Annotated in this window: 19 protein-coding genes; 9 read left to right on the top strand and 10 right to left on the bottom strand. The window is 45.0% G+C overall.

Going from position 1 to position 21584, the window contains the following annotated elements:
* From JGK07_RS14860 to JGK07_RS14815, 10 genes are all read right to left on the bottom strand, one after another.
* Positions 1-2571, bottom strand: a 2571-nt coding sequence (locus tag JGK07_RS14860) for a cadherin-like domain-containing protein (protein WP_293242383.1), incomplete at its 3' end; no start/stop codon positions are given.
* Between the two features lie 480 nt (positions 2572-3051).
* A complete protein-coding gene (locus tag JGK07_RS14855) occupies positions 3052-3258 on the bottom strand; it encodes a hypothetical protein (RefSeq protein WP_293218750.1) in 207 nt (68 codons plus the stop codon).
* A gap of 189 nt (positions 3259-3447) precedes the next feature.
* Positions 3448-4770 (bottom strand): CO2 hydration protein, encoded by a 1323-nt coding sequence (locus JGK07_RS14850; RefSeq protein WP_293218748.1) that lies wholly within the window; start codon positions 4768-4770, stop codon positions 3448-3450.
* Between the two features lie 481 nt (positions 4771-5251).
* Positions 5252-6757 carry an NADH-quinone oxidoreductase subunit M gene (locus JGK07_RS14845; RefSeq protein WP_293233381.1) on the bottom strand — a complete coding sequence of 502 codons (1506 nt, stop codon included), beginning with the start codon at positions 6755-6757 and terminating at the stop codon, positions 5252-5254.
* A 257-nt stretch (positions 6758-7014) separates the two neighbouring features.
* On the bottom strand, positions 7015-7734 hold the full coding sequence (locus tag JGK07_RS14840) for a carbonic anhydrase (protein ID WP_293182015.1): 720 nt from the start codon (positions 7732-7734) through the stop codon (positions 7015-7017).
* A 104-nt stretch (positions 7735-7838) separates the two neighbouring features.
* Positions 7839-9698, bottom strand: coding sequence for an NAD(P)H-quinone oxidoreductase subunit F (locus tag JGK07_RS14835; protein WP_293182013.1), 1860 nt, complete (start codon positions 9696-9698; stop codon positions 7839-7841).
* A 389-nt stretch (positions 9699-10087) separates the two neighbouring features.
* On the bottom strand, positions 10088-11071 hold the full coding sequence (locus JGK07_RS14830) for a glycosyltransferase (RefSeq protein ID WP_293224841.1): 984 nt from the start codon (positions 11069-11071) through the stop codon (positions 10088-10090).
* Between the two features lie 164 nt (positions 11072-11235).
* The gene (locus JGK07_RS14825) at positions 11236-11943 is read right to left on the bottom strand and encodes a L,D-transpeptidase (protein WP_293182009.1); all 708 of its coding nucleotides are present in this window, start codon (positions 11941-11943) and stop codon (positions 11236-11238) included.
* Positions 11944-12360: 417 nt separating this feature from the next.
* The gene (mraY, locus tag JGK07_RS14820) at positions 12361-13476 is read right to left on the bottom strand and encodes a phospho-N-acetylmuramoyl-pentapeptide-transferase (protein WP_293182007.1); all 1116 of its coding nucleotides are present in this window, start codon (positions 13474-13476) and stop codon (positions 12361-12363) included.
* 257 nt (positions 13477-13733) lie between these two features.
* Positions 13734-13973, bottom strand: coding sequence for a DUF3134 domain-containing protein (locus JGK07_RS14815; protein WP_293157481.1), 240 nt, complete (start codon positions 13971-13973; stop codon positions 13734-13736).
* Between the two features lie 395 nt (positions 13974-14368).
* Between JGK07_RS14815 and JGK07_RS14810 the strand changes: the two genes are divergently transcribed.
* From JGK07_RS14810 to JGK07_RS14770, 9 genes are all read left to right on the top strand, one after another.
* On the top strand, positions 14369-16048 hold the full coding sequence (locus JGK07_RS14810; protein ID WP_293218740.1) for a glycosyltransferase family 4 protein: 1680 nt from the start codon (positions 14369-14371) through the stop codon (positions 16046-16048).
* A 340-nt stretch (positions 16049-16388) separates the two neighbouring features.
* On the top strand, positions 16389-16973 hold the full coding sequence (locus JGK07_RS14805; protein ID WP_293206790.1) for a PAP/fibrillin family protein: 585 nt from the start codon (positions 16389-16391) through the stop codon (positions 16971-16973).
* Between the two features lie 148 nt (positions 16974-17121).
* Positions 17122-17427 carry a DUF433 domain-containing protein gene (locus tag JGK07_RS14800; protein ID WP_293182002.1) on the top strand — a complete coding sequence of 102 codons (306 nt, stop codon included), beginning with the start codon at positions 17122-17124 and terminating at the stop codon, positions 17425-17427.
* Positions 17424-17789, top strand: a complete 366-nt coding sequence (locus tag JGK07_RS14795; protein WP_293181999.1) for a DUF5615 family PIN-like protein — start codon at positions 17424-17426, stop codon at positions 17787-17789. Before JGK07_RS14800 ends, JGK07_RS14795 begins: the two co-directional genes overlap by 4 nt.
* 301 nt (positions 17790-18090) lie before the next feature.
* Positions 18091-18315 (top strand): hypothetical protein, encoded by a 225-nt coding sequence (locus tag JGK07_RS14790; RefSeq protein ID WP_293181997.1) that lies wholly within the window; start codon positions 18091-18093, stop codon positions 18313-18315.
* Between the two features lie 192 nt (positions 18316-18507).
* Positions 18508-19176 (top strand): Uma2 family endonuclease, encoded by a 669-nt coding sequence (locus JGK07_RS14785; protein ID WP_293181995.1) that lies wholly within the window; start codon positions 18508-18510, stop codon positions 19174-19176.
* Between the two features lie 291 nt (positions 19177-19467).
* Positions 19468-19737: a type II toxin-antitoxin system ParD family antitoxin gene (locus tag JGK07_RS14780; protein WP_293224839.1), complete on the top strand. Its 270-nt coding sequence runs from the start codon at positions 19468-19470 to the stop codon at positions 19735-19737.
* 437 nt (positions 19738-20174) lie between these two features.
* Positions 20175-20480: a type II toxin-antitoxin system RelE/ParE family toxin gene (locus JGK07_RS14775; RefSeq protein ID WP_293181991.1), complete on the top strand. Its 306-nt coding sequence runs from the start codon at positions 20175-20177 to the stop codon at positions 20478-20480.
* 172 nt (positions 20481-20652) lie between these two features.
* Positions 20653-21468, top strand: coding sequence for a PD-(D/E)XK nuclease family protein (locus tag JGK07_RS14770; protein WP_293197216.1), 816 nt, complete (start codon positions 20653-20655; stop codon positions 21466-21468).
* Positions 21469-21584: the final 116 nt, after the last annotated feature.

Below are 21584 nucleotides of genomic sequence, written 5' to 3'. Positions count from 1 at the left end.
ACCCGGATTGGGAATATAGCTGAATGAACCGTCAGCCTTAAAATCGACCTTGCCGTTGATTGGGTTTGACAATACCTTTGCCGTCAAGGGGTCGCCGTCGGGGTCGCTGTCGTTGCCTAATACTCCGGGGGCTTGTTGGTTGAATACCTTGGTGTGGGGAATCGTGTAATTGTCTGTTTGTCCAGCAGGTGGCTGGTTGGTAACAGTGAGGTTGACAGCAACAGCCCCAGACGGCGATACTCCGTCGCTGACGCTGTAGGTGAAGTTGTCTGGCCCTGCAAAACCCGGATTGGGAATATAGCTGAATGAACCGTCAGCCTTAAAATCGACCTTGCCGTTGCTGGGATTTGACAATACCTTGGCTGTCAAAATATCGCCGTCAGGGTCGCTGTCGTTGCCTAATACTCCGGGGGCTTGCTGGTTGAATACCTTGGTGTGGGGAATCGTGTAATTGTCTGTTTGTCCAGCAGGTGGCAAGTTGGTGAGATTGATGACGAAAGTTTGACTGGCGGATGTATCGACACCGCCGTTAGCTACGCCCCCATTATCTTTGAGATTGACAGCGATCTTAGCACTGCCGATCGCCCCTACGGCCGGTGTAAATGTTAGCGTGCCCGCCGAGTCGATCGCAGGTGGTACGCTAAACAAAGCAGCATTGTCATTCCCCGTAACTTGAAACGCGAGAGTTTGTCCCGACTCGTTGGCGGGGCCCCGAGAAATCGCCGTCGCCCAGCCGGGGATGGTTTGCGCGCTGGAGTTACTCTTGAGAGTGCGATCGCCTCCTTTGACAAACGAAGGTACATCATTGACTGGATTAACTGCGATCGTCGGTGCGATCGAATTAGTGCTAAACGGCGTTGTTCCTCCAGTAACTGAAGCGTTCACACCCACAGTACCGTTACCACCTCCATTCGTTCCATCCCACGCCCGCACCGTAATTGTTGGTTCGCTGCCAGCGATACTGTAATAATTTGGGTTGGGTACAAAGCGGACTTTCGCAGGCGTTTGCAGAGAAACCCGCGTCAGGTTGATGTTAGCTTGGGCTGAGGTTGTGTCGTCGCCGAGAAATAGAAAATTAGGAGTTTCATAGGGGTCGATCGCGCCGCTAAATGCAGCATAATTTCGCAGAGGCCCCGTTAGTATAACATTATTACTACCGTCCGAAAGAAAGTAATTGTCGCCTAAAACTTTCAGAGTATAGTTAGTAGCAAGATTTGTATTGTAAGCAGCATTTTCAGCAGCCACAAATAAGCTATTCGTTTGTCCGCCCGGATTGGGAGTAATTCCGTCTGCTTGAGCAAAGATATTGCCCGTAGTTGCAGATAGCTGCTGGAAACCGATTTCAATTGCTTTGCGATCGCTCGTAACGGTAACAATGCTAAAACCCGCCCGATTGGCATTGATACGGGCTTCGGAGATAATTTGCAGATTAAAAGATAAGCTAAATCCCTGCGTGCGATCGAGCGGCGGAAATAACGGACTTAAAGGATTATTGGTATAGCCAGCATAGATATTATTAGCAGCCGTGCTGTTTAAATTAACTCCATTACCGCTTAATATTTCTGAAGCAATAGTGGTAGGAGCAATAATATTGGAGTTGGTCAAAGACAGCCAATTCTGAGAACTGGGAGTGCTGCCAAGCAAGCCATTATAAAGAGGCGTCGGGCCGAGAATTGTTGCTGAGCTTTGGGACAATGGCCCAAAATTTGTCCAAGTATTGCCATTAGTTGAAAATTGCCAATTGCCGTTAGTATTGTCTGCTGCTGTGACTGCGACACCCAACGGATCGCTATTAACATCAGCGCCTAACTGGCTAGTGATATTGAAAATACTAAAACCCGTGTTAGCTACATTTTCTATGTCCTCATTAATTGCAGTTAAACTATTAGCGTTAGAATTTGTTAAAGTTGGAGCGCTGTTGAGCTGCGGGTTGCGGAGGCTGTTAATATAAATAGTGTTAATGCCGAAATTGGGTACGCCGATCGAACCTACACTATTGACAGCATAATTAGCAGTTTTATCCACACCACCGATCGCGCTCATGAATTCGACATTATCACCGTTATTCGGAGCGGCAATTTTTACCTTAGCTGCATTGCCAAATGCTCCCAAACCAGTTGTCGGCCAGGCGATTGAATCAACAGAAGTAATTCCCGTACTGCTAGTATCTACCCAAACAGTATCTGACCCTGCAAAATCTCCTCCTAGCCGGTTATTGGCGACTAAAACATTATTTAGGTATGTACCACCTGCACCGTTATTTATCAACAATTTAATGTTCCAATCAGCATCATTCCCGCCAGGAACTGGATTGTAGCTAATATCATTGACTGGAATCACATTTGAGCCACCTATCGCAATTATTGTTCCTGCCTTGAAGACAGAAGCAATATTCGCCATATTCACAAATTGATAAGCAGAAAGTTTAAATTCTGGCGGATCTTGCGAATCGCCAATAAAATAGGATTGAAGCTGAGCTACTGTTAAGTCTTCAGTTAGTAAAATTTCCACATACTCGTCGCCCTGAAAATTGCCGTCACGGCGGAATTCATTAATAATTATCTGTCCCATTTCGATGTGCCTATATTTAATATAAGAATCCAATCGAATGTGGCAAGCACATTCAACTCCGTGCAAAATTCAAGCAGGAGAGTATTTTGTTCTCTACCGATAACCTGCCTTTTAGTTCAGTCGTAGGGTGCGTCAAACTATTTGCTTGACACATCACAAAAAATGTGCAAAGCTAACGCATCCTACCAGATTACCAGATAAATGATTAAGACCTTAACGGAGTCCTACTGATGATTTATATGAATCAATCAACATAAGATAATTATTGATTTTACCGAACTAACCTTATAATGTCAAGCATTAAATAATCTCAATAAATATTGTATATAAAAATATGTTGATCGGGCAATGACTTGCAAATTTAAATCAAAAACAACCAGCAAATCATGTCACCTCCCATCGATCTTTGCTTTGATTGGCAAAACCTTAGTCAAATTTAAAGGTTATGAAAATCTATAGTGTATTCGCATCGGTAATTAATTAAAACACTTCGTCTTCAATTCCCACCCACCATTCGCCCAGATTCATTAAATCTTGGTGAAGATCGGTAAGTTCTTTGAGATATTCTTCAGTAGAAATCTGCGATCGCCTTTCTTGCAATTTTTTCATCCGGAGTTGCACCAACAGCCACGGTTTGGAAATCCCATCGGTTGCTTCGATATATTGGGCTAGGTCTTTGCTGTTCATATGTTCGATTTATTTCCTTAAAAAGACGGCGATTGAAATCGCGCCTACACAGACAAAACCCGCCTCCGCGGGTTGAATATTTGAAGAGTTGGCGGTTAAAATTATGTTACCTTCTTCAGTCCGCGGAGGCGGACATCGTTTGTGTAGACGCGGTTTCAACCGCCGTCTTCCCTCTCCCAAAAACATCTTTTACCTGTAATCCGAAGTCTGAATGTTTTTCAACTTCGCCGCATATTTCATGCCGTATTCCGGGCGGCAGAAGCGATCGATCTGAGACTCGAAAAACGCCCGATTTGCCTTCAAATGTTTCGGATTCGGGTCATCCAAAGGATACAGCAGCGCCGTCCGCAAAGCTTGAATAACCGCCGAAGTAACGCAGTACATCGATCGCTGGAACGTCACCCCAATCTGATTCAGGATATCATCTTCGCCGCGGCATCGCTGCCTGTAGAAATCCATCAAATAAGGCGGCAGGAAGTGCAGCATATCTTGGGCTAGCAGCGTCGGCGGGATGCCGGCAGTTCCTACAGGGAATTTGTCTGCATACAAAATACCGTAGTGGAAGTCTTTTTGGTCGTCGGGAACTTCCTTGGCTTGGGCGTTGTAAGATTTGGTTCCCCGGAACGGCGAAGTGCGGTAAAATACCGATTCTACGTAGGGTAGCGCTGCCTCGTACAGCCAAGTGAAACCTTTGGATTTTGGGATGATTTCGTAGGTTTCGCCGTCGATGAGAACGTGGTGGTAAATCGGACGACCGGCGATCGCAAATATACCATTTACCAGGAAATCCATCGCCTGGGGTACTGTGGTAATTTTCCCTTCGTCGTACAAGTCGGAAACTTCAAAAAACACGGGTGCCATTACTTCCCAGAATAAACCGAGATTGCTGTAATAAGACATCTGGCGGCACTGTTCCAAAAACATTTCGGGAAATGCTTTGTGCAGGCCCAGCATGAACGGGTCTTTTTTGAAGTAAGCTTTAATTGCGCGATCGGCATTTGCTTTGTATTCGTCGCTGTCGAGATAGGGGTCAAACTGGTTGACAGGAACGTACATCCCCCGGTGCCACAGCATTGACCTCATGCACTCTTCGGCAAATTCCATGTTAATGCGATCGTGCCACAAATGGTGAAACAAACGTGGCTTTTTGCCAGTTTCTCCATTTTCCATGAACTCCAAAAGTTCCGGGTGTGCGCTTCCAGTCCCCCGCCAAATCCGTAAATCTGCACCGTCACCTGAATAGTGATTTTGCAAGTCTAAATACTCCTGGGGTAAGAAGTATTTAAAGAAGGGAAGCGGGTTTAAAAATACCCGTTCCGCGATGTAAAGTAAATCCCGCCAATAGAAATCCATCGGTACCGCGTAGGCCTTCCAAATCGCGATGATTTGCATCAGATTTTCCGGCGTATCTGGAATCATCGCGCCGCCAGCTTCCAGTCTGTGAATGACTTCGGCAAATTCGTGTTTGGAAGGAGGCAGTTTAGTTGCTGGTTTAGTAGGAGTTTGTACCATTGTTTCTTCCTTGGTTTGAATGAATCTCAATATTTAGAAATATTCGCAAAGTCTGCGGCAGCGCAATGCTTGGAAGTTGCTAGTAGGGAAATTGCTGTAACTGCACCTGAATTTAGAATTTTTTGCGGTGTTCCAAACTTTTACACAGTTATGGTGGTAGTTGACTGGTTGTTTTTATTTTACCATAATTAGAATCCGAATTCATATCATGTCCGGTCGATCACCATAACAAAAATAGTTCGTAGTGCGGACTTAAGTCCGCTCCGGCTGCGGACTGAAGTCCGCACTACAAACTAATCTTATTGTGGTCAGTCCACCGGAGATGATATCAGAGGGAAGTTCGGTAACGAATTGTATAGCGGGTTTAACCGATTCAATGGATGAATGTTGAGGGAAGAAGGAAGATGGAAGAGAAAAGAAGGAAGAAGTAAGAAGGAAGAAAAAAGATTTTTCTGAGTTCCCGCTCTCCCCCTCTCCCATTCTATTTCTCAGATTGATAGCTGACAGCTACTTGAGTATATCTGCCCGTTGATAGAGTTACTGCCATCGCATTTGTAGTAGATTCGCTCCACTTCAGCAGCCACACTGGTTGAACTCCCAAGAAGAAAATGATTGCCGCTAAAACTAGGGCTGGCATATTTTCGGCAAACTTCACTGGAGGATAGTAAGCCGTGGCATTGTCCAACTTTCCAAAACAGGTGCGGTTGAGCAGAATTACAAAGTAAACTGCTGTTAACCCGGAGGCTAAAATGCACAGTAAAGTCGGAATTGGAAATGCTGAGAAACTGCCTTGAAATACTAAAAATTCGGCGATAAAACCGACTAAACCGGGAATTCCGGCGCTGGCCATGCCGCCCAAAACTAACAGCGAACTCGCTGTGGGTAAACCGCGCATCGGATTCATTAAGCCGTTGAGCACGTCCAAATCCCGTGTGCCGGCTTTGGTTTCGATGATGCCTACGAGATAAAACAGCAAGGCTAAAATCAAGCCGTGGCTTACCATTTGCCCGACAGCGCCGATTAAGGAGAGTTTGGTGCCGGCGGCGCAGGCGACGAGGATGTAGCCCATATGCCCGATCGAACTATAGGCTACCATGCGCTTGATATCTTTTTGGGCGATCGCGCTCAAAGCACCGTACATCACGCTCACCGTACCGATTATCGCTAAACCAGGAGCGACTATCGACCAAGTTTCGGGAAACATCTGCAAACCAAACCGCACTAAGCCGTAAGTTCCCAACTTCGCCAAAACACCTCCCAACAGAATTGCTGTTGCTGGCGAAGCTTCCACGTAGGCATCCGGCAGCCAAGTGTGGAGGGGCACTAAAGGAATTTTAATTGCCAACCCAAACAAGACAATTGTTAGCAAGATTAATTGCGTGTTTAAGGGCAAATCTTGAGTAGTAATTGCACTGTAATCGAAGTTTAAAGAGCCGCTCAGCCAAGCTACGCCCAAAAATCCGCCTAAAACTAAAAGTCCCGAAACTGCCGTGTAAATCAGAAACTTCATCGCAGCGTATTCGCGCTGTTTGCCGCCCCAAATCGCAATCAACAGGTAAAAAGGAATTAATTCTAGCTCGTAAAATAGGACGAACAGCAGCAAATTTTGAGACATCAAAGCTCCCGCCACCCCCGCATTGATCAGCAAAATCAAAGCGTAGTAAAGCTGGGGGCGAGCCATACCTTCACCAGTACCGTAAATCACTAATAGCGTCAGCAATCCGGTTAAAACTAGGAGTGGCAAAGATAAGCCATCAATTCCCAAGTTGTAGCTCAAACCCAATTGCGGAATCCAAGGCAAATATTCTTGAAATTGTAGCCCTGAATTTGTCGTGTCAAATTGAGTTAGCAGCCAGAGATTCAACAGGAAAACGGCAGCAGCGAAGACGGAAGCGACGGAGCGCACCCGCATCGCATTCATTTTTCCGGGCAAGAACCCGACTACCGCAGCGCCCAACGCGGGCAACCAGAGCAACGCACTAAGCATAATGTGTGAAGAGTGAAGATTCAGTTGACAGTTGACAGTTGACAGTTGACAGTTGACAGTTGACAGTTGACAGTTGACAGTTGACAGTTGATAGTTGACAGTTGACAGTTGACAGTTGATAGTTGATAGTTGACAGTTGATAGTTAATATCTAAGTTTTTAGACAGTTTAAATTTTACTGCTTTCCCAAGAGGTTTTTCAACAGTTGGTATTTAACAATTGACAACTATCAACTATCAACTATCAACTCTCAACTGTTTACGACTCAATCAGAATATTGACTGCACCCGTGTCTAAATCGTAATATCCACCGACAACTTTCAGTTTATTCTCCTCAATTAACTTAGAGATAACTGGAGATGCTTTCAATCTTTTAGCTTGCAGCACCACATTGGCTTTGCAGGCATTTTCTAGACGATCGCCTGCTTGGCCTTTCGAGCTTTCTACAGCAGGCCTAATTGCGTCGAGCAAACTGCCAATTTGACCGGGAACTTGAGCGCCTTTGATGGTTGCATCTACCGCACCGCAACGTTTGTGACCGATTACTACCAGCACTTTTGCTCCCAACACCAGTGTGCCAAATTCCAGGCTGCCAATTTCTTCTGGAGTAGCCACATTTCCGGCTACGCGACATACAAATAAATCTCCCAATCCCTGATCGAAAATAATCTCAGAAGGAAAGCGGGAATCTGCACAGCCGAGAATAGCAGCAAATGGTTTTTGAGCTTTGGCAACTTCAACGAGGCGGGGTAAGTCTTGGTTGGGACTTTGGCGTTTTCTGTCAACAAATCGCTTGTTCCCCTCCATCAATTTTGCCAAAGCGACATCGGGAGTGAAGTCATTTTGAGCAATTGCTGGTTCGGGTGAAGCCACATCAGCACCTACTCGTGCTGCGAGTATTCCTGTACCTATTGCTCCTGCGACAAATTTGAGGGAGTTGCGCCGGGAAAGATTTACTTGTCTGCGATCGTCTTTCATGTATTCTGCCTTGTTGGATTGAGTTTGAAATCTTTATTCAAGACTTCATTTATTTAAGATTTTAGGTTAAAAGTGTCACCTAAAATCTTCAACTTTATATCTCTTTACCCGCCCACAATCAGCGAGAGGCGAGCCAACAGAGGCCAGCTTACGAGCAATCCTAAAAGTGCCACTCCGAAGAGAATTGTCAGGGCATAAAACTGAGTTTGACCCGTAACGTTGTATTTGAGGCTTTGCCCGCCGAAAACTGTGGCAAAACCGATTAAGTTAACGAATCCGTCAACAATATTGCGATCGAACCAGGATATGATTTGGGAAACCAGACCGACGGCAAAGATGATGGTCACGCGGTAAAGTTGGGCGGTGTAAAAGTCGTAGGCAAAGAAGTCTTGCACGGCTTGAGAACCAATTCGCACTGGTTTTTCCCACTTTTCGTTCAGGTAAATAAATGCTCCGGCACCAATGCCGATCGCACTTGACAAAGCTAACAGTCCGGCCGCAGTATAATTCAAAGTTGCCAAAGGCAGTAATTCCCAGGCGGCGAGCAAGTGTGGGACGTGCAAGGTAAATCCCATTAACACTGTCATCGGCAAGACAAAAGGCCAGGCAACTTCGGGCGAACGTTCAGTCATTTGCTTCGGTTTGCCACCGAAAACTAAACCGAAAACGCGCACTAAGCCAAAAGCAGTCACGCCGTTCACAAACAGCACTACTACTAACAGTGAAGGATGAGTTTTAGCAAGCCCGCCTGCTAATTCTGATAAAGCCCAGAAGCAGCCGAAGGGTGGCAGGCCCATCACTCCAGCGGCGCCAACAAGAAACGATATTCCCGATATCGGCCGCTTCGCCCACAAACCGCCGAGATATCGGACATCCTGAGTGATGCTGTTCCAAACTACTGAACCGATGCTCATCACCAACAAACCCATTGCTAAGGTGTAGGCAAAGATTAATGTCAAAGCTGTGTGGGTTTGTCCGGTGCCGACGGCGATAAATACCAAGCCCATGTAAGAGCTAACTATATAGGAAAGCGTGCGCTTGATGTCGATTTGGGCGATCGCAATTAAAGACGCACCCACCGCCGTTGCAGCACCCACAATAATAGTTGTCTTCAGCCCCACGGGCGACAATGCAATCACGGGCTGCAATTTAATCAAAATCCAAGCACCGGTTTCCACAACCACTGTGTTCCGCAAAATCGTTGCCGGCAAAGGGCCTTCCATCGCCTCATCCAGCCACAGGTGCAGGGGAAACTGAGCGCATTTGCCCATCGGGCCGGCAATCAAAGTTAAACTCAACAGCGTCGCCACTGTGGGGTCAATGTTTGCAGTCTTAGCCCAAACTGCCAATTCGTCAAAATTCCAAGTTCCAGCCAGCGGCAGAATTGCAACTACTCCCATCAACAGGAATAAGTCTCCTACCCGCTTAGTCAAGAAAGCATCGCGGGCGCCCGTCACCACCAAAGACTGATTGAACCACAGCCCGATTAGCAGGTAAGTTCCCAGAGTCAGGACTTCCAGAATCATGTAGCTGAAAAACAGGGAGTTGGACAAAACCAAGCCGCACATCCCCGCTTCAAACAGCCCCATCAGGGAAAAGAACCTAGCCCAGCCCCAGTCCATTTCCATGTAGCCGACTGCATAAATCTGCGCCAGAAAATTCAGTCCCGTAATCAAAACTGTCGCCCCGACGGTGACAGCAGAAATGTCTACGGGAATGGTTAAGTCTAAACCTGCCACATTCAGCCAGGGAATGAACTGGTGTTGTGCCGGTTGGTTCCAGATAGCTGTCAGGGCGATGACGCCGTGAAGGAAAGCGAAGAAAGTTAAGATGGCGTTTACGTAACCGGAGGGTCTAGGCCCCGTGCGGCGAGTTACTGCTGGAAACCACAATATCGACAGAAATGCGCCGATGAGTGGATAGCAAGGTATAAACCAAACGGTCTGGAGTAGGATTTGAGCCATTGGCACTACCTGTAATTGTTACAAAACTTGAAAAATCTGAGAATAATCTCGACGCCAGAAGGCTGAGGTCATTCGCCAGAAGTAAAGAAATTTTGGGGGTAAATGCGAGTTTTTCGTCATTCTGAAACTGCGCGCTTCAAAATAGACTTATTAATTTTATATTAAGGATTGCCTGAAATTTTCATATTTCTCAATTCAGCATACTTATATACAGATAAATTCTGCTTATCGGATGTAAAGATCAGACGGCGGTTGAAACCGCGCCTACACAAACGATGTCCGCCGGACGCCGACTCAAGAGAGAATAACATAGGATAGGTCTTCAACCGGCGTCCGGCGGGTTTTGCCTGTATAGACGCGGTTTCAACCGCCCAGTCTTCTTCTAAGGATTAAAGTCGCTCAATTTCCCGAGCTAGTTCTGGGAGTTTGGCTTGTCGCTGTCCGATCGCCCTTGCTCTCACATTCAAGAGACCGATCGGCGTATTTAACAAATCTACCAGATCGGCACGGGCGATCCTCTTCGAGGGCTTCGCTAACGCACATTTAGCAGTAGCAACCGGCAATTCCTTTAACAGCCATCTAGCCAGCCGATACAAATATTCCCCTGTGGTGAATTCTCGCATCAAATCGACACCGTGGAGTTCGTGCAAATATTTATTCGACTCGCCGTAACGATACCATTGACTTTGTAACTGTTTTATTGTATTGCGGTGGCGGTGTCGGGCGATCGCATTTTCGGCAAAATACATTTTATAGGATGTTTCCCGCAAAATCCGCCAGCACAAATCCGCATCGCCACCGCTCGTAAGGTAGGGGCGAAACAAACCGACTTGTGCTAGAATTTCTCGGCGCACAGCTAAGTTAGCCGTTTGACCGTAGGGACAAAAAGGGTGAGCGAGAGTATGTTTTTGAGATAAAGTATTTTCGCGGGCGGCGTGTTTTTCTAAGAGAGTGTTACCGGGAAGGGCGAGGATTTCACCGCAGGTAATTCCTATTTCTAAGTTAGCGAATGGTTCGACTAAATTTTGCAACCATTGAGGTTCGGGGCGACAGTCTGCGTCGGTAAAGGCGATGATTTCGCCTGTTGAGGCGCGCATTCCTTTGTTTCTGGCTGCGTAGGAACTTTGAATCGTATTTTCGGTGAGATTGCGAATGGTGATTTGATTGAATCCCTCTTGCTTGGGGGATTTGGCTGCTGCTTGAAGGATAGTTGAAGTGTAATCGCGACTTTTGTTGTCTACTAAGAGATATTCTACTCTGTTTGTTGGATAAGTTTGCGATCGCAGACACTCAATTAAATCCGGCAAATCCGTCTCCCCGTTATAAACAGGTACCACAACCGAAACAATCGGTAAAAACTGCTCACTGTTCATTAATCCTCTCTGCTGGTTGTTGAGTCAATCAGGACTTGCATTCCTTACTACGAACCAGTTTGTAGTGAGGACTTCAGTCCTCTCTTGCCAGTTTGTAATGAGGACTTCAGTCCTCTCTGCTGCTTGTTGAGTCAATCAGGACTAAAGTCCTTACTACGAACCAGTTATCTAATAATTTCTACTTCTGTACCTTTTTGTACAAACTGATACAACTCGTCAACATCCTTATTTTCCAGAGAAACGCAACCCAAAGTCCAATTCGATCGCTCTTTGATAATTTTCTCTGAATTAGCAGGCACGCCGTGAATCCCAACCTCGCTGCCAATACTATCGTACCATTTGATTGTACCTGCTTGCTTGGCTTTGATATGTTTTCGCCAAGATTGTTTGCTGGGATAATCCAGCCAGATAAATTTCGACCAAGCTGCGTGAGGATAAAAATCTTTTATGCTAAAAATTCCTTCCGGCGTCCGCGAATCGCCTTCTTTTAGTTTATCGCCTGCGGGATTGCTGCCAAATACAACAGGATAAGATTTGACAGGCTTTTTGTTTTCATAGACAGTCAATCTGTATTTTGATTTTTCCACCAGGATGGAAATTCTATTTTTATCTAACTTATCCGGTTCGCCTAAAATTTGTGATAGGGGTTTGCCGTAGTTGAATAAATTATCTGGTGGTAATTGGGTATGTAAAACATTTAACTCATCAGCCGGACAATTACTTAAGCAAAAAACATCTAAAATGTAGGGAATGGGAACAGCATAACCCAGTCTAACAAGTTTCCAGTAAAAAAAGGAACTCACAGTTAGCAATAGAATGCTGGCAGATGAAGCAATTATCCAAATATTGCCCTGTCTTTTTTTAAGTTCCATTGCATTAACTGGGGCTATTATAGCGGTTCTCAAAAAAGTGAGGTACGTTGTTGGGATGGGAGCCCTCTTATATTTATTATATAGTAAGCGAGGTCGCATCAAAAACTCCATTTATAGTCATACCTCATCTTTCTGATAAAGGCTATATCATCATTTTAGCTTATGAGCTTGGAACAGGCAAGATGCCTGTTCCACAACAGATTTAATATTAGTGGCACAGGCCGGAAAGCCTGTGATTTAGCTAGATTTAATATTAGTAGCACAGGCATCTTACCTGTTTTTTTATTCTATCTAAAACGGGCAAGATGCCCGTTCCACAACTGCATGAAGTTCTTGTGTAACGGGCATCTTATTTGTTTTTCAACATGGCTGTAAATATCAGCTACATATGCTGTAAAGTCTGTTACTAATCCGCTGTTAACTGTTGCCAGCCAACATCAAAATCATTAACACTAACACCCCGTTAGTTAAATAAAAGATACCAACCACCTGAGTTTCCAACCAGCCGCAGAGTTCTAGATGGTGGTGCAGGGGAGCCATTCTTAAAAGACGCTTGCCAATGCCATCAGGGCCTTTTGTAGCTTTATAATAAGCCACTTGAGCAATTACTGACACTGTTTCAATCAAGAAAATCCCACTGATTATTAATAATATCCAAAGGCTATTTGTTAATAAAGCTACCGCACCCAAAGCACCGCCCAAAGCCAACGCACCTGTATCGCCCATAAATACCCGGGCTGGATTGCGGTTGTGAGCTAAGAAACCGAAACAACTGCCGCTAATGCAGACACAAAATATCATTAATTCTGGCGAAGTTGATGCTACAGATGCACCTAATCCCAAAAGTGCGATCGCACCTAAACCTCCCATCAAACCATCAACGCCGTCGGTAAGATTAGTAGCATTGCTTTCGGCAACTAACACAAAACCAGCTAGGGGCCAAAACAAGAAACCTAAAGGCAATACCCAACCGAAAGGCAAAGCAATGTTCGTAGAAATAGTTGGATTGTGGAACATCAACCACAGACAAAAAAGAGCTGCAAAACCTACTTGCAAAGCCAATTTCATCCGAGGTGAAATACCTTTATTCGACTTGCGACGGAGAATTTGCCAATCGTCGAGCCAGCCGATGAAACCGTAAGCTAAAGTTAAAGCCGATACGGCAACAACATCTGAGTTAAATCTCGACCAAAGTAATGCTACTACGACTCCTGCTGGCACAAAAAATATGCCTCCCATTGTCGGCGTTCCCGCTTTTTTTAAGTGGGCTTGGGGGCCGTCTTCGCGAATTATTTGTCCGGCTTTCAGTTGCTGGAGTACGGGCACAACCAGATAACCTAAACCCGATGCAATGAGAGCACAAACAGCTAGTGGCATAAATAGCGATGCAGGCGCATCCAAAAATCTACCCGCTGCTACATCTAAACCGATCGCTACAATGCCGAGTCCCAAACCCAGCAGCAGGAATAAATTCCTGCCTGTAAGTTTGAAAGGCATAGTAAAAGGGATTTTCTCATCCACAAAGTTATCCATATCACTCCTCAACACACACCATTTGAGAATAAGCATTTGACAATTCGAGAATAGGGTGGGATACAGGAGATTGGGAAATCTCTTGGTTTTTTTTCCCTGTTTCTGGTTGATTCGTTGACCAGCCAAAAACGTTACAAGCCCTAAACTTCAGTAATCGATTCTCCCCAAATTTTAGACTCAAGTTCGGCTTCCGGTTATTCACGAAGCTGCAAGTGAATCTAAAATCTAAAATCTAAAATCGACTTACCATTCTACAGTTATTCGTCGCCTACACCCGCATCATCTTCTGCTTCTTCTTCTAAATCATCGTAAGGGCTGTCGTCAACTGCCATCAACTCGGAAATTTCTTCTTCGTGCAGATAGTCGGGTTCTTGGACATCCCTTGCTAAGAGGCGATTGTTAGATTCCAACCAGTCTAAAAGAGAAGATTGCTGCTTTAATGGAATTACATCGGCAGGTAAGTGGCGAGGTATTTGACGCAGAGATGGGTTGTACATGATTATCGGTTTCTAAAGACAAAGACGCGATCGAGATCGAGTAGAACTAATGTTGTGCCGACTGACTGCTCCTTCCATCGAACACTTGCAAATCGGGCATTTAGCAGAGCTAAGGCATTATACCACAGACACTCTTTGGTTCCGGATCGGATAGGATGGCTGACTGGTTCGGGCGATCGCCCCCAATCATGGGCGCCAGGATAACATTAAAATCCGATATTGCCAATCCCTCTTTAGCCATAAGTATTGTAATCTGAGGCGATCGTTTTTGAAAGTATCGCGGGACACTGGGCCAGCCAGCGGTTGGGTTAAAACAGTTTCCTGGTTTTGCGTCAAAGCCTTATGGTGAAAGCCTTTTACCTTCTTCAACCAATTCTCGAACAATAAATCTCAGGATGGATATAACAGCGGCGATTTTATACCACAAAGACGGTTACGACACCGGAGGGAAAAGACTTCTGGGGCGTCATTCAGCCGGAGAAGGATTTCTCAAAAGCTTAGTCCAACACGGTACTGCTGACTCTCTCTACTGCTGCACAGACAGCGAAGCAACATTTAAGGAGTTTTGTTCGCGCATCCAACCGTGGCTGCAACAACCTCGGAAAGTCCGCTGGATTTCGACGGATCGACTAGATTTGCTATCTCAACCAGGTACAATCTATCGACCCGATCCCGCCCTTGCCGATATGGTTTGGGGGCGCAGATTTGTCAATCAGCGGGCTTACAGCGTTTGTGGCGTTACCCATACGATCGCAACTAAGTATGTCATGGAGTCGATCGGCAATTTGATAACAGCACCGGTTCAACCTTGGGACGCCCTCATCTGCACCTCTAACGCCGTGAAAAACACAGTAGAAGGAGTTCTGAGGGAGTGGTCTGAGTATTTAGCGCAGCGCAACGGCGGTCAACCCGAAATTTTGGTCAAATTGCCAGTTATTCCCCTAGGAGTGGATTGCAGCGCGTTTCCGCAGGGTGTGGAAGCAGTCCAGGCGGGCGATCGACAACGACAAGAACTCGGCATTTCTCCGGGCGATATAGTCGTGCTATTTGTCGGGCGATTGACTTTCTCTGCCAAAGCTCATCCGGTACCAATGTACATCGCCTTGGAGCGCGCCGCCCAACAAACAAAGGCGAAAATCCACTTAATTCAAGCCGGTTGGATCGAAGATCCGAGAGAAGAACCCGACTTTAAAAATAGCGCGAAAATCTTTTGTCCGTCGGTGAATGCTATTTTTGTAGATGGCAGAAAGCCGGAAATTAGAGTTAATATTTGGTCTGCCTCCGATATTTTTATTTCGCTGTCCGACAACATTCAAGAAACCTTCGGACTAACACCCATTGAAGCAATGGCCAACGGACTGCCGGCAATTGTTTCCGACTGGAACGGATACAAAGAATCAGTACGGCACGAAATCGACGGCTTCCGCATTCCCACACTCATCCCGCCCCCGGAAGCTTGTTTGGATTTAGCCCTAAATTATCTCGACGGGAGTTTGAATTGGCCGACTTACATGGGTCACACTTCCCTAGCCACAGCAGTTGATATTGACGCCTGCACCCGCGCTTTGTGCAAATTAATTGAAAACCCGGAATTGAGAAGGCGGATGGGTGAAAGTGCGAGACAAAGGGCGAGAGATATTTATGATTGGAAAGTAGTAATTGCTGCTTACGAACAGTTGTGGCGGGAATTAGCAGAAATTAGGGTTTCTGCACCAGAGTCTGCACCTGCAAAAGCCGGGAAGCCACCTTATCCGCTGGGGGACGATCCGTTTCGGGTGTTGGGTCATTATGCGACTAGAACTTTAACCGATGATACGATCTTGAGTCTCGGTGCGATCGCCACACCGGAACTGTTGAGAGAGTTGCACACAATTTGGTTTACGAGCTTCGGTCAAGACCGGAGAATCTCTGTTAAAGTTCAGATAGAGATGTTGAATGCGATCGAGCAAAAGGGTGCGATCGGCGTCGGGGAAGTTCTCAGGCGTTATGCAACAAACGAGCAAGAATCAGCATACCTCTATCGGACGCTACTCTATCTCGTGAAATTTGGTGTTTTAGTCATTGGGAATGGGTAATTGGGAATTGGGAATTGGGAATTGGGCATAGGGCATAGGGCATGGGGCATCGGGCATTGATTGCTGGTTGGGGTGCATTTGATTAGTGAAGAGGGCGAAGCATGACCGCATATAAGTTATTAGTTATCATCCCATATGGACTGCGGTCATGCTTCGCCCCTACAGATATATTATTTGCCAAAACCAGATGCAGTCGCTGGGTGTTTTTTATGAGTTATTGGTATACTAATAACTAATAACTAATCACTAATCACTATTGACAACTAAGAGGGCGGGCCCGCACCATCCACCGCCCCTACGAACCGACAACTGTCAACTGTCAACTGTCAACTGTCAACTTATGCTTAAAAAATCTGCACTATTAGAGATAATTGCTGGTAAGAATCGCGGTTTGCTGGCGACTCCAAACGACAAACAGGCGATCTTAAGTGCGATCGCCCAATTGGAAGATTATAACCCCACACCACGCCCTGTAGAAGCCCCAGAGCTTTTAGATGGCGATTGGCGGTTGTTGTACACCAGCAGTCGCGCCCTGCTGAATCTTGACGGTTTTCCGTTGTTGAAATTGGGTCAAATTTATCAATCCATCCGCGTCAAAGAATCCAAAATTTACAACATTGCCGAACTTTACGGCTTGCCTTACTTAGAAGGAATAGTCAGCGTAGCCGCCAGATTTGAGGCGACTTCGGAACGCCGAGTGCAGGTGAAGTTTGAGCGATCGATTTTGGGTTTAAGCAGGTTAATCGGCTATGAATCTCCTGCTAAATATATCAATGAAATTGAGTCGGGAAAAAAATTCGCTGCTGTAGATTTTGGGTTAGATACTCGCGAACAGCAGGGATGGCTAGATGTTACTTATTTGGATAGCGATTTGCGGATCGGGCGCGGTAATGAAGGGAGTGTCTTTGTGTTGACAAAAGAGTGATTTTGTGATGTTTGATTGAGTTCGATCGCTCTTAAGACTTCTCAAATTTTTAAGCAATTCTCGCTAGAATAGAAGCGTCAGGGGCATGAACACTTAGACATTTTCAGAATAAATCTATATAATCAAGTTAATTGAATTGAAAAAATGTATGACAACAACAACTGTAGTAGACATCGGGACTTTAATTATCCGCGATCGCAACCTTCGAGGCGGCCGTCCCATTATTGCTGAAACTGGTACTTCTGTCCGCCGCATCGCCGTTTTGTACAAGCAGGGTAATAGTGCGGAAGAAATTGCTAGGCTGATGACTCACTTATCGATCGCACAAGTTTATGCAGCTTTAACGTATTATCATGCTAATCGAGCAGAGATTGATACAGATTTAGCAGAGGAACAAGCAGCTTACGAACAGTTAGCAGAGTTACACTACAAAAACCTGAAGACAAATCCATGAGCATTATTCTACTGCTGCTAGACGAAGATGCTATGAATTCGGCTCTGCTTGATGCTCTACGCCTGCGGAGTGTTGATGTTATTTCTGTTGCAGAAATAGGAATGCTGTCTCGCAGGGATGAAGAAATTTTGTATTGGGCTAATAAAAATCATCGAGTAACCTATAGCTTTAATACTAGGGATTTTTATCGATTGCATACTGATTTGAACACCCAAGGGGAAGAACATATGGGGATAATCTTGGGACAGCAGAATTATTCAGTTGGGGAACAATTGCGTCGCTTGGTAAAAATTATAGCTAGTAAATCCGCAGAGGAAATGTACAATCAAGTTGAGTTTTTAAGTGCTTGGGGTGAAGAATAAGCGATCCCCTTAACTCATTCTCCTCAATTTATCTTTCTTTCATCCGCGTTTATCCGCGTTCATCTGCGGTTGAAAATCAAAAATGTATGACTTTTGCAAACAATTCAACACTTACTAAAATCCTCAAATCCACAGCCGATCGCAGCTTTAGATATGATAACCGTTAAAACTTAGCGTTAAGAATTGACAATTGACAATTATTGTGATATCTGCTTGAATTTTAATGGGAAAGGCGTTAGTACATTCCCGCCAAGAAACTTACTAACGCCCTTTCTGTACTCCTTACGAATACAACAAGATTATGCCACAAAACGGTTATCAACAGGGATTATCGGCGAATCCTAGTGCGATCGCGTACCAAAAACGCCTTTACCCTTGGGCGATCGCCAAACTCATGCCAAATATGCAGCGGACTGATGTGGGCAGGTTTCGCAGGCGATCGGATGCTGACGGGCACTTGCTGTGTCTGCGTCAACTCATGCCTCAAGCTTCGCTGCTGGTAGTCTTTGACTTGCAACCAGACTAACATTTGGGGCGATCGCGCGATCGCCCTCCCTCTAAAAATAGGGGCTTTTTTCGCGCGATCGCCCTCTAAAATTGGAAAGTTATGTGAGTTTGAGATTAAACTAAAAACTTTAAGCTAGGCTGCACAGGTTTTCATTGTTTAGCTAAAATCACATAAGCTAGTATAAAACTATCCTTAATTTGTTGGTGAATTATGACTGTCATAACTGCAAAATTCATCCTTCCTGAAGCGGGCAAAATTCCACAATGGCAAGCCGCAACATGGGAAGATTATGTTGCGGCTTGCGAAAATCCGTCTTTAGCGGAAGCCAAAATTTTTTTTCATGAAGGATATCTTTGGATCAATATGGGTAATGAAGGGCCTCAGCACGCCAGATTTAACGATCTGTTTACTATCATATTTTTTGTGTGGTTTACCACCAAAGTAGGACAAACTTTTGATTCTCTCAGCGGTTGTGTAATTGAAAAATCTAAAGTGGGTTCAGGTGCGCCAGATAAAGTTTTATACATTGGCGGAGATTTCCCGCAGTGGCAAAAAGGGGAACCTCGACGCATTAATCTCAATCAATGGCGAGTTCCCGATTTAGTTGCAGAGATTTCCGATACTACTTTGACGAGCGATTTAGATGAAAAAAAGCGCTTGTATGCTGCTTTAGGAATTCCTGAATATTGGGTAGTAGATATTAATGGCGTGAGAGTATTAGCATTTCGCTTGCAGGAGAATGGGAAGTATCAGGAATGCGAGTTTTCGGTAGCGCTTGAGGGATTGCCAATTGCTTTGCTTTCGGAGACTTTAAAGCTTTTGACTGAAGGAAATGGGACGGCGGCGATGTGGTTTGCTCAACAAATTGGGAATTTGTAGAGAGGTTGACGAAAAATGCCATCGCCCGCAGCTCACCATACTTTTTTCAAGCTCGACTTTAGGGCGGGCACAATTTATGAATATTTTGATATTTGTGCTAAGGTAAGTAAGTAGGCGGGATTCAACAGAGCTATGTAAAAATATGTAAACAGGGCTAATTTAGCCACGCTTAGGGCATTTGGATACTTGACAATCGTTTACATAATTGCGTTTTACAGCGCCTACATAGTTAATCTAAAAAATATGTCACGATCGTGCAGTAACCTTTCTATTAATTAAAGGAGCAAGTCAATGAATATTGTCTTAAAGCCGGAATACGAAGAGTTTATTCGATCGCAAATTCAAACCGGAAAATATGGCAGCGTTGAAGAATTAATTGGAGAAGCGATCTTACTTTTAAAACAACGAGAACAACGCATCGAAGAGCTGCGCCAGAAAATAGAAGTTGGAACTGCACAAATTGCTGAGGGAAAAGTGACAGACGGAGAACTTGTATTTGCCAGACTTCAAGAAAATATCGATAAAATGCAACAGTCAGGAGTGTCAGTAACCCTGTCCTAAAGGGACGCTCGCTTGTAAGAGCAATCAAGCAATCTGTGCCGATCGGCTATCGTCTTAACTGACTAGCATTATTTAAGTCATGACACTCCTTGAATGCGACGCTAGTTGTCCGGTATCTATACCTGATGAAGTATTAACATTGATGCCTCAAAACAAAACTCCTAAAGCAGAGATTGCATCAGGGGTTTTTTATTTGTACGGGCGATCTGAAGTGGGCGATCGACGTAACCTCGTTGTTTCAGCTCTTTGTGTAAAATAAGTAGTAGCGATATCGCTACAAACCATTGTATTCTCTTTCCCTTTCCCGCATACTAATAACTGAACAGAGGTCGCTAGATAAAAAACCTCTATCGGGGTTATGTCTATTCCAAAGTATACAAATACCTACTTCAACGGATTTTGGACGTTAAACAACTGTCTAGTCACAAGGAAAGCTAATGAACAGTTATACATTTTCCGATGAATCTGTCCGAGATTTGAATGAGATTTGCGATTATATTAGTCGAAATAATCCTAGGACAGCCAGCGAGCTTTTTGATGTGATTCGTCAAAAATGTAAACTTGTCGCTGAATTTCCCAATATGGGCAAACGCTATCACAGTTTAGCCCCCAACTTGCGCGGATTTATTGTTAGGGATTATTTGATTTTTTACTACCCCAGAGCGGACGGGATTAATATTGCTCGCGTGCTGCGGGGCGATCGAGACTTGGAATTATTGTTTTCAGAATTAGGGGAAGATTAATTAGCATTGGATCGCTCGTAAAGGGCGATCGCACTCATCGCACTCTCCTCCAAAAACGCGATCGCCCTAATTTATCTGCGTTTATCTCCGTCCATCTGCCGACATCTGCGGTCAAAAAAATATCGATACCCCTTACAATCACAAACAATCTAAAATATAAAATCATAAAAAAATGCTGCGACTCTCCCAAACCCAACTCAAAATTCTCGAAGAATGCCCCCGCAAATTCCAGCATAGCTACCTAGAACTACTCGCAAGCACCGCCTCCCCTGAACACAAAGAAAAACTCACATGGGGTAGCCACTTTCACCTTTTGATGCAGCAGCGAGAACTAGGATTGTCGATTGAATCCATCACCCAACAAGACCCAGAATTAGGACGATGTGTGGCAGCATTTATCAACGCCGCCCCCGAACTTTTTGCGAATTCAGAAAATAGCGACCAAATTTTCCGCCAAGCCGAGCACCCCCGCATCTTGATTTTTCAAGACTACCTATTCACCGTTATCTATGATTTGCTAATAGCCGAACCAAACGCTGCCCAAATTCTCGACTGGAAAACCTATCCCCGCCCTCAAAAATCAAAATGGATAGCCGAAAGTTGGCAAACCCGACTCTATTTATACGTTCTAGTAGAAACCAGTGACTATTCCCCGGAACAAGTTTCAATGACATACTGGTTCGTACAATTGCAAGGAGAAGAACCGCCGCAAAAACTCACATTTTCCTACAATCAAATAGAACACGATCGCACAAAACAAGATTTAATCCAAATATTGCAGCAGCTAACCGACTGGCGACAGCGCTATACCGAAGGTGGCGAATTCTTCCCCCAAGTACAAATTAGTTCCAATCTTTGCGATTCCTGTCAATTCGCCACTCGCTGCAACCGCACCCAAAATTCCAAAGCTTCCTCATCAAATCTTCCAGCAGAAACTCCCACAAATTGGTTGCCAAATCTTGCTATAATCGAGGAGATATCTATATAATATAACCTTTGACTATCCAAACTCTTTGGACTATCGCTGGGTGGGGGCGGGTTTATAGATATTGTCGATTTGAATTAAAGATTTTTGGTGAACCCGCCCCTACTTTAATTAATGAA

Origin of the sequence: Microcoleus sp. PH2017_24_DOB_U_A (assembly GCF_020738205.1) — a bacterium.
Classification (GTDB): Bacteria; Cyanobacteriota; Cyanobacteriia; order Cyanobacteriales; family Microcoleaceae; genus Microcoleus.
The sequence above is the reverse complement of the archived record's forward strand: the minus strand, read 5'-3'. Positions and strand labels throughout refer to the sequence as shown.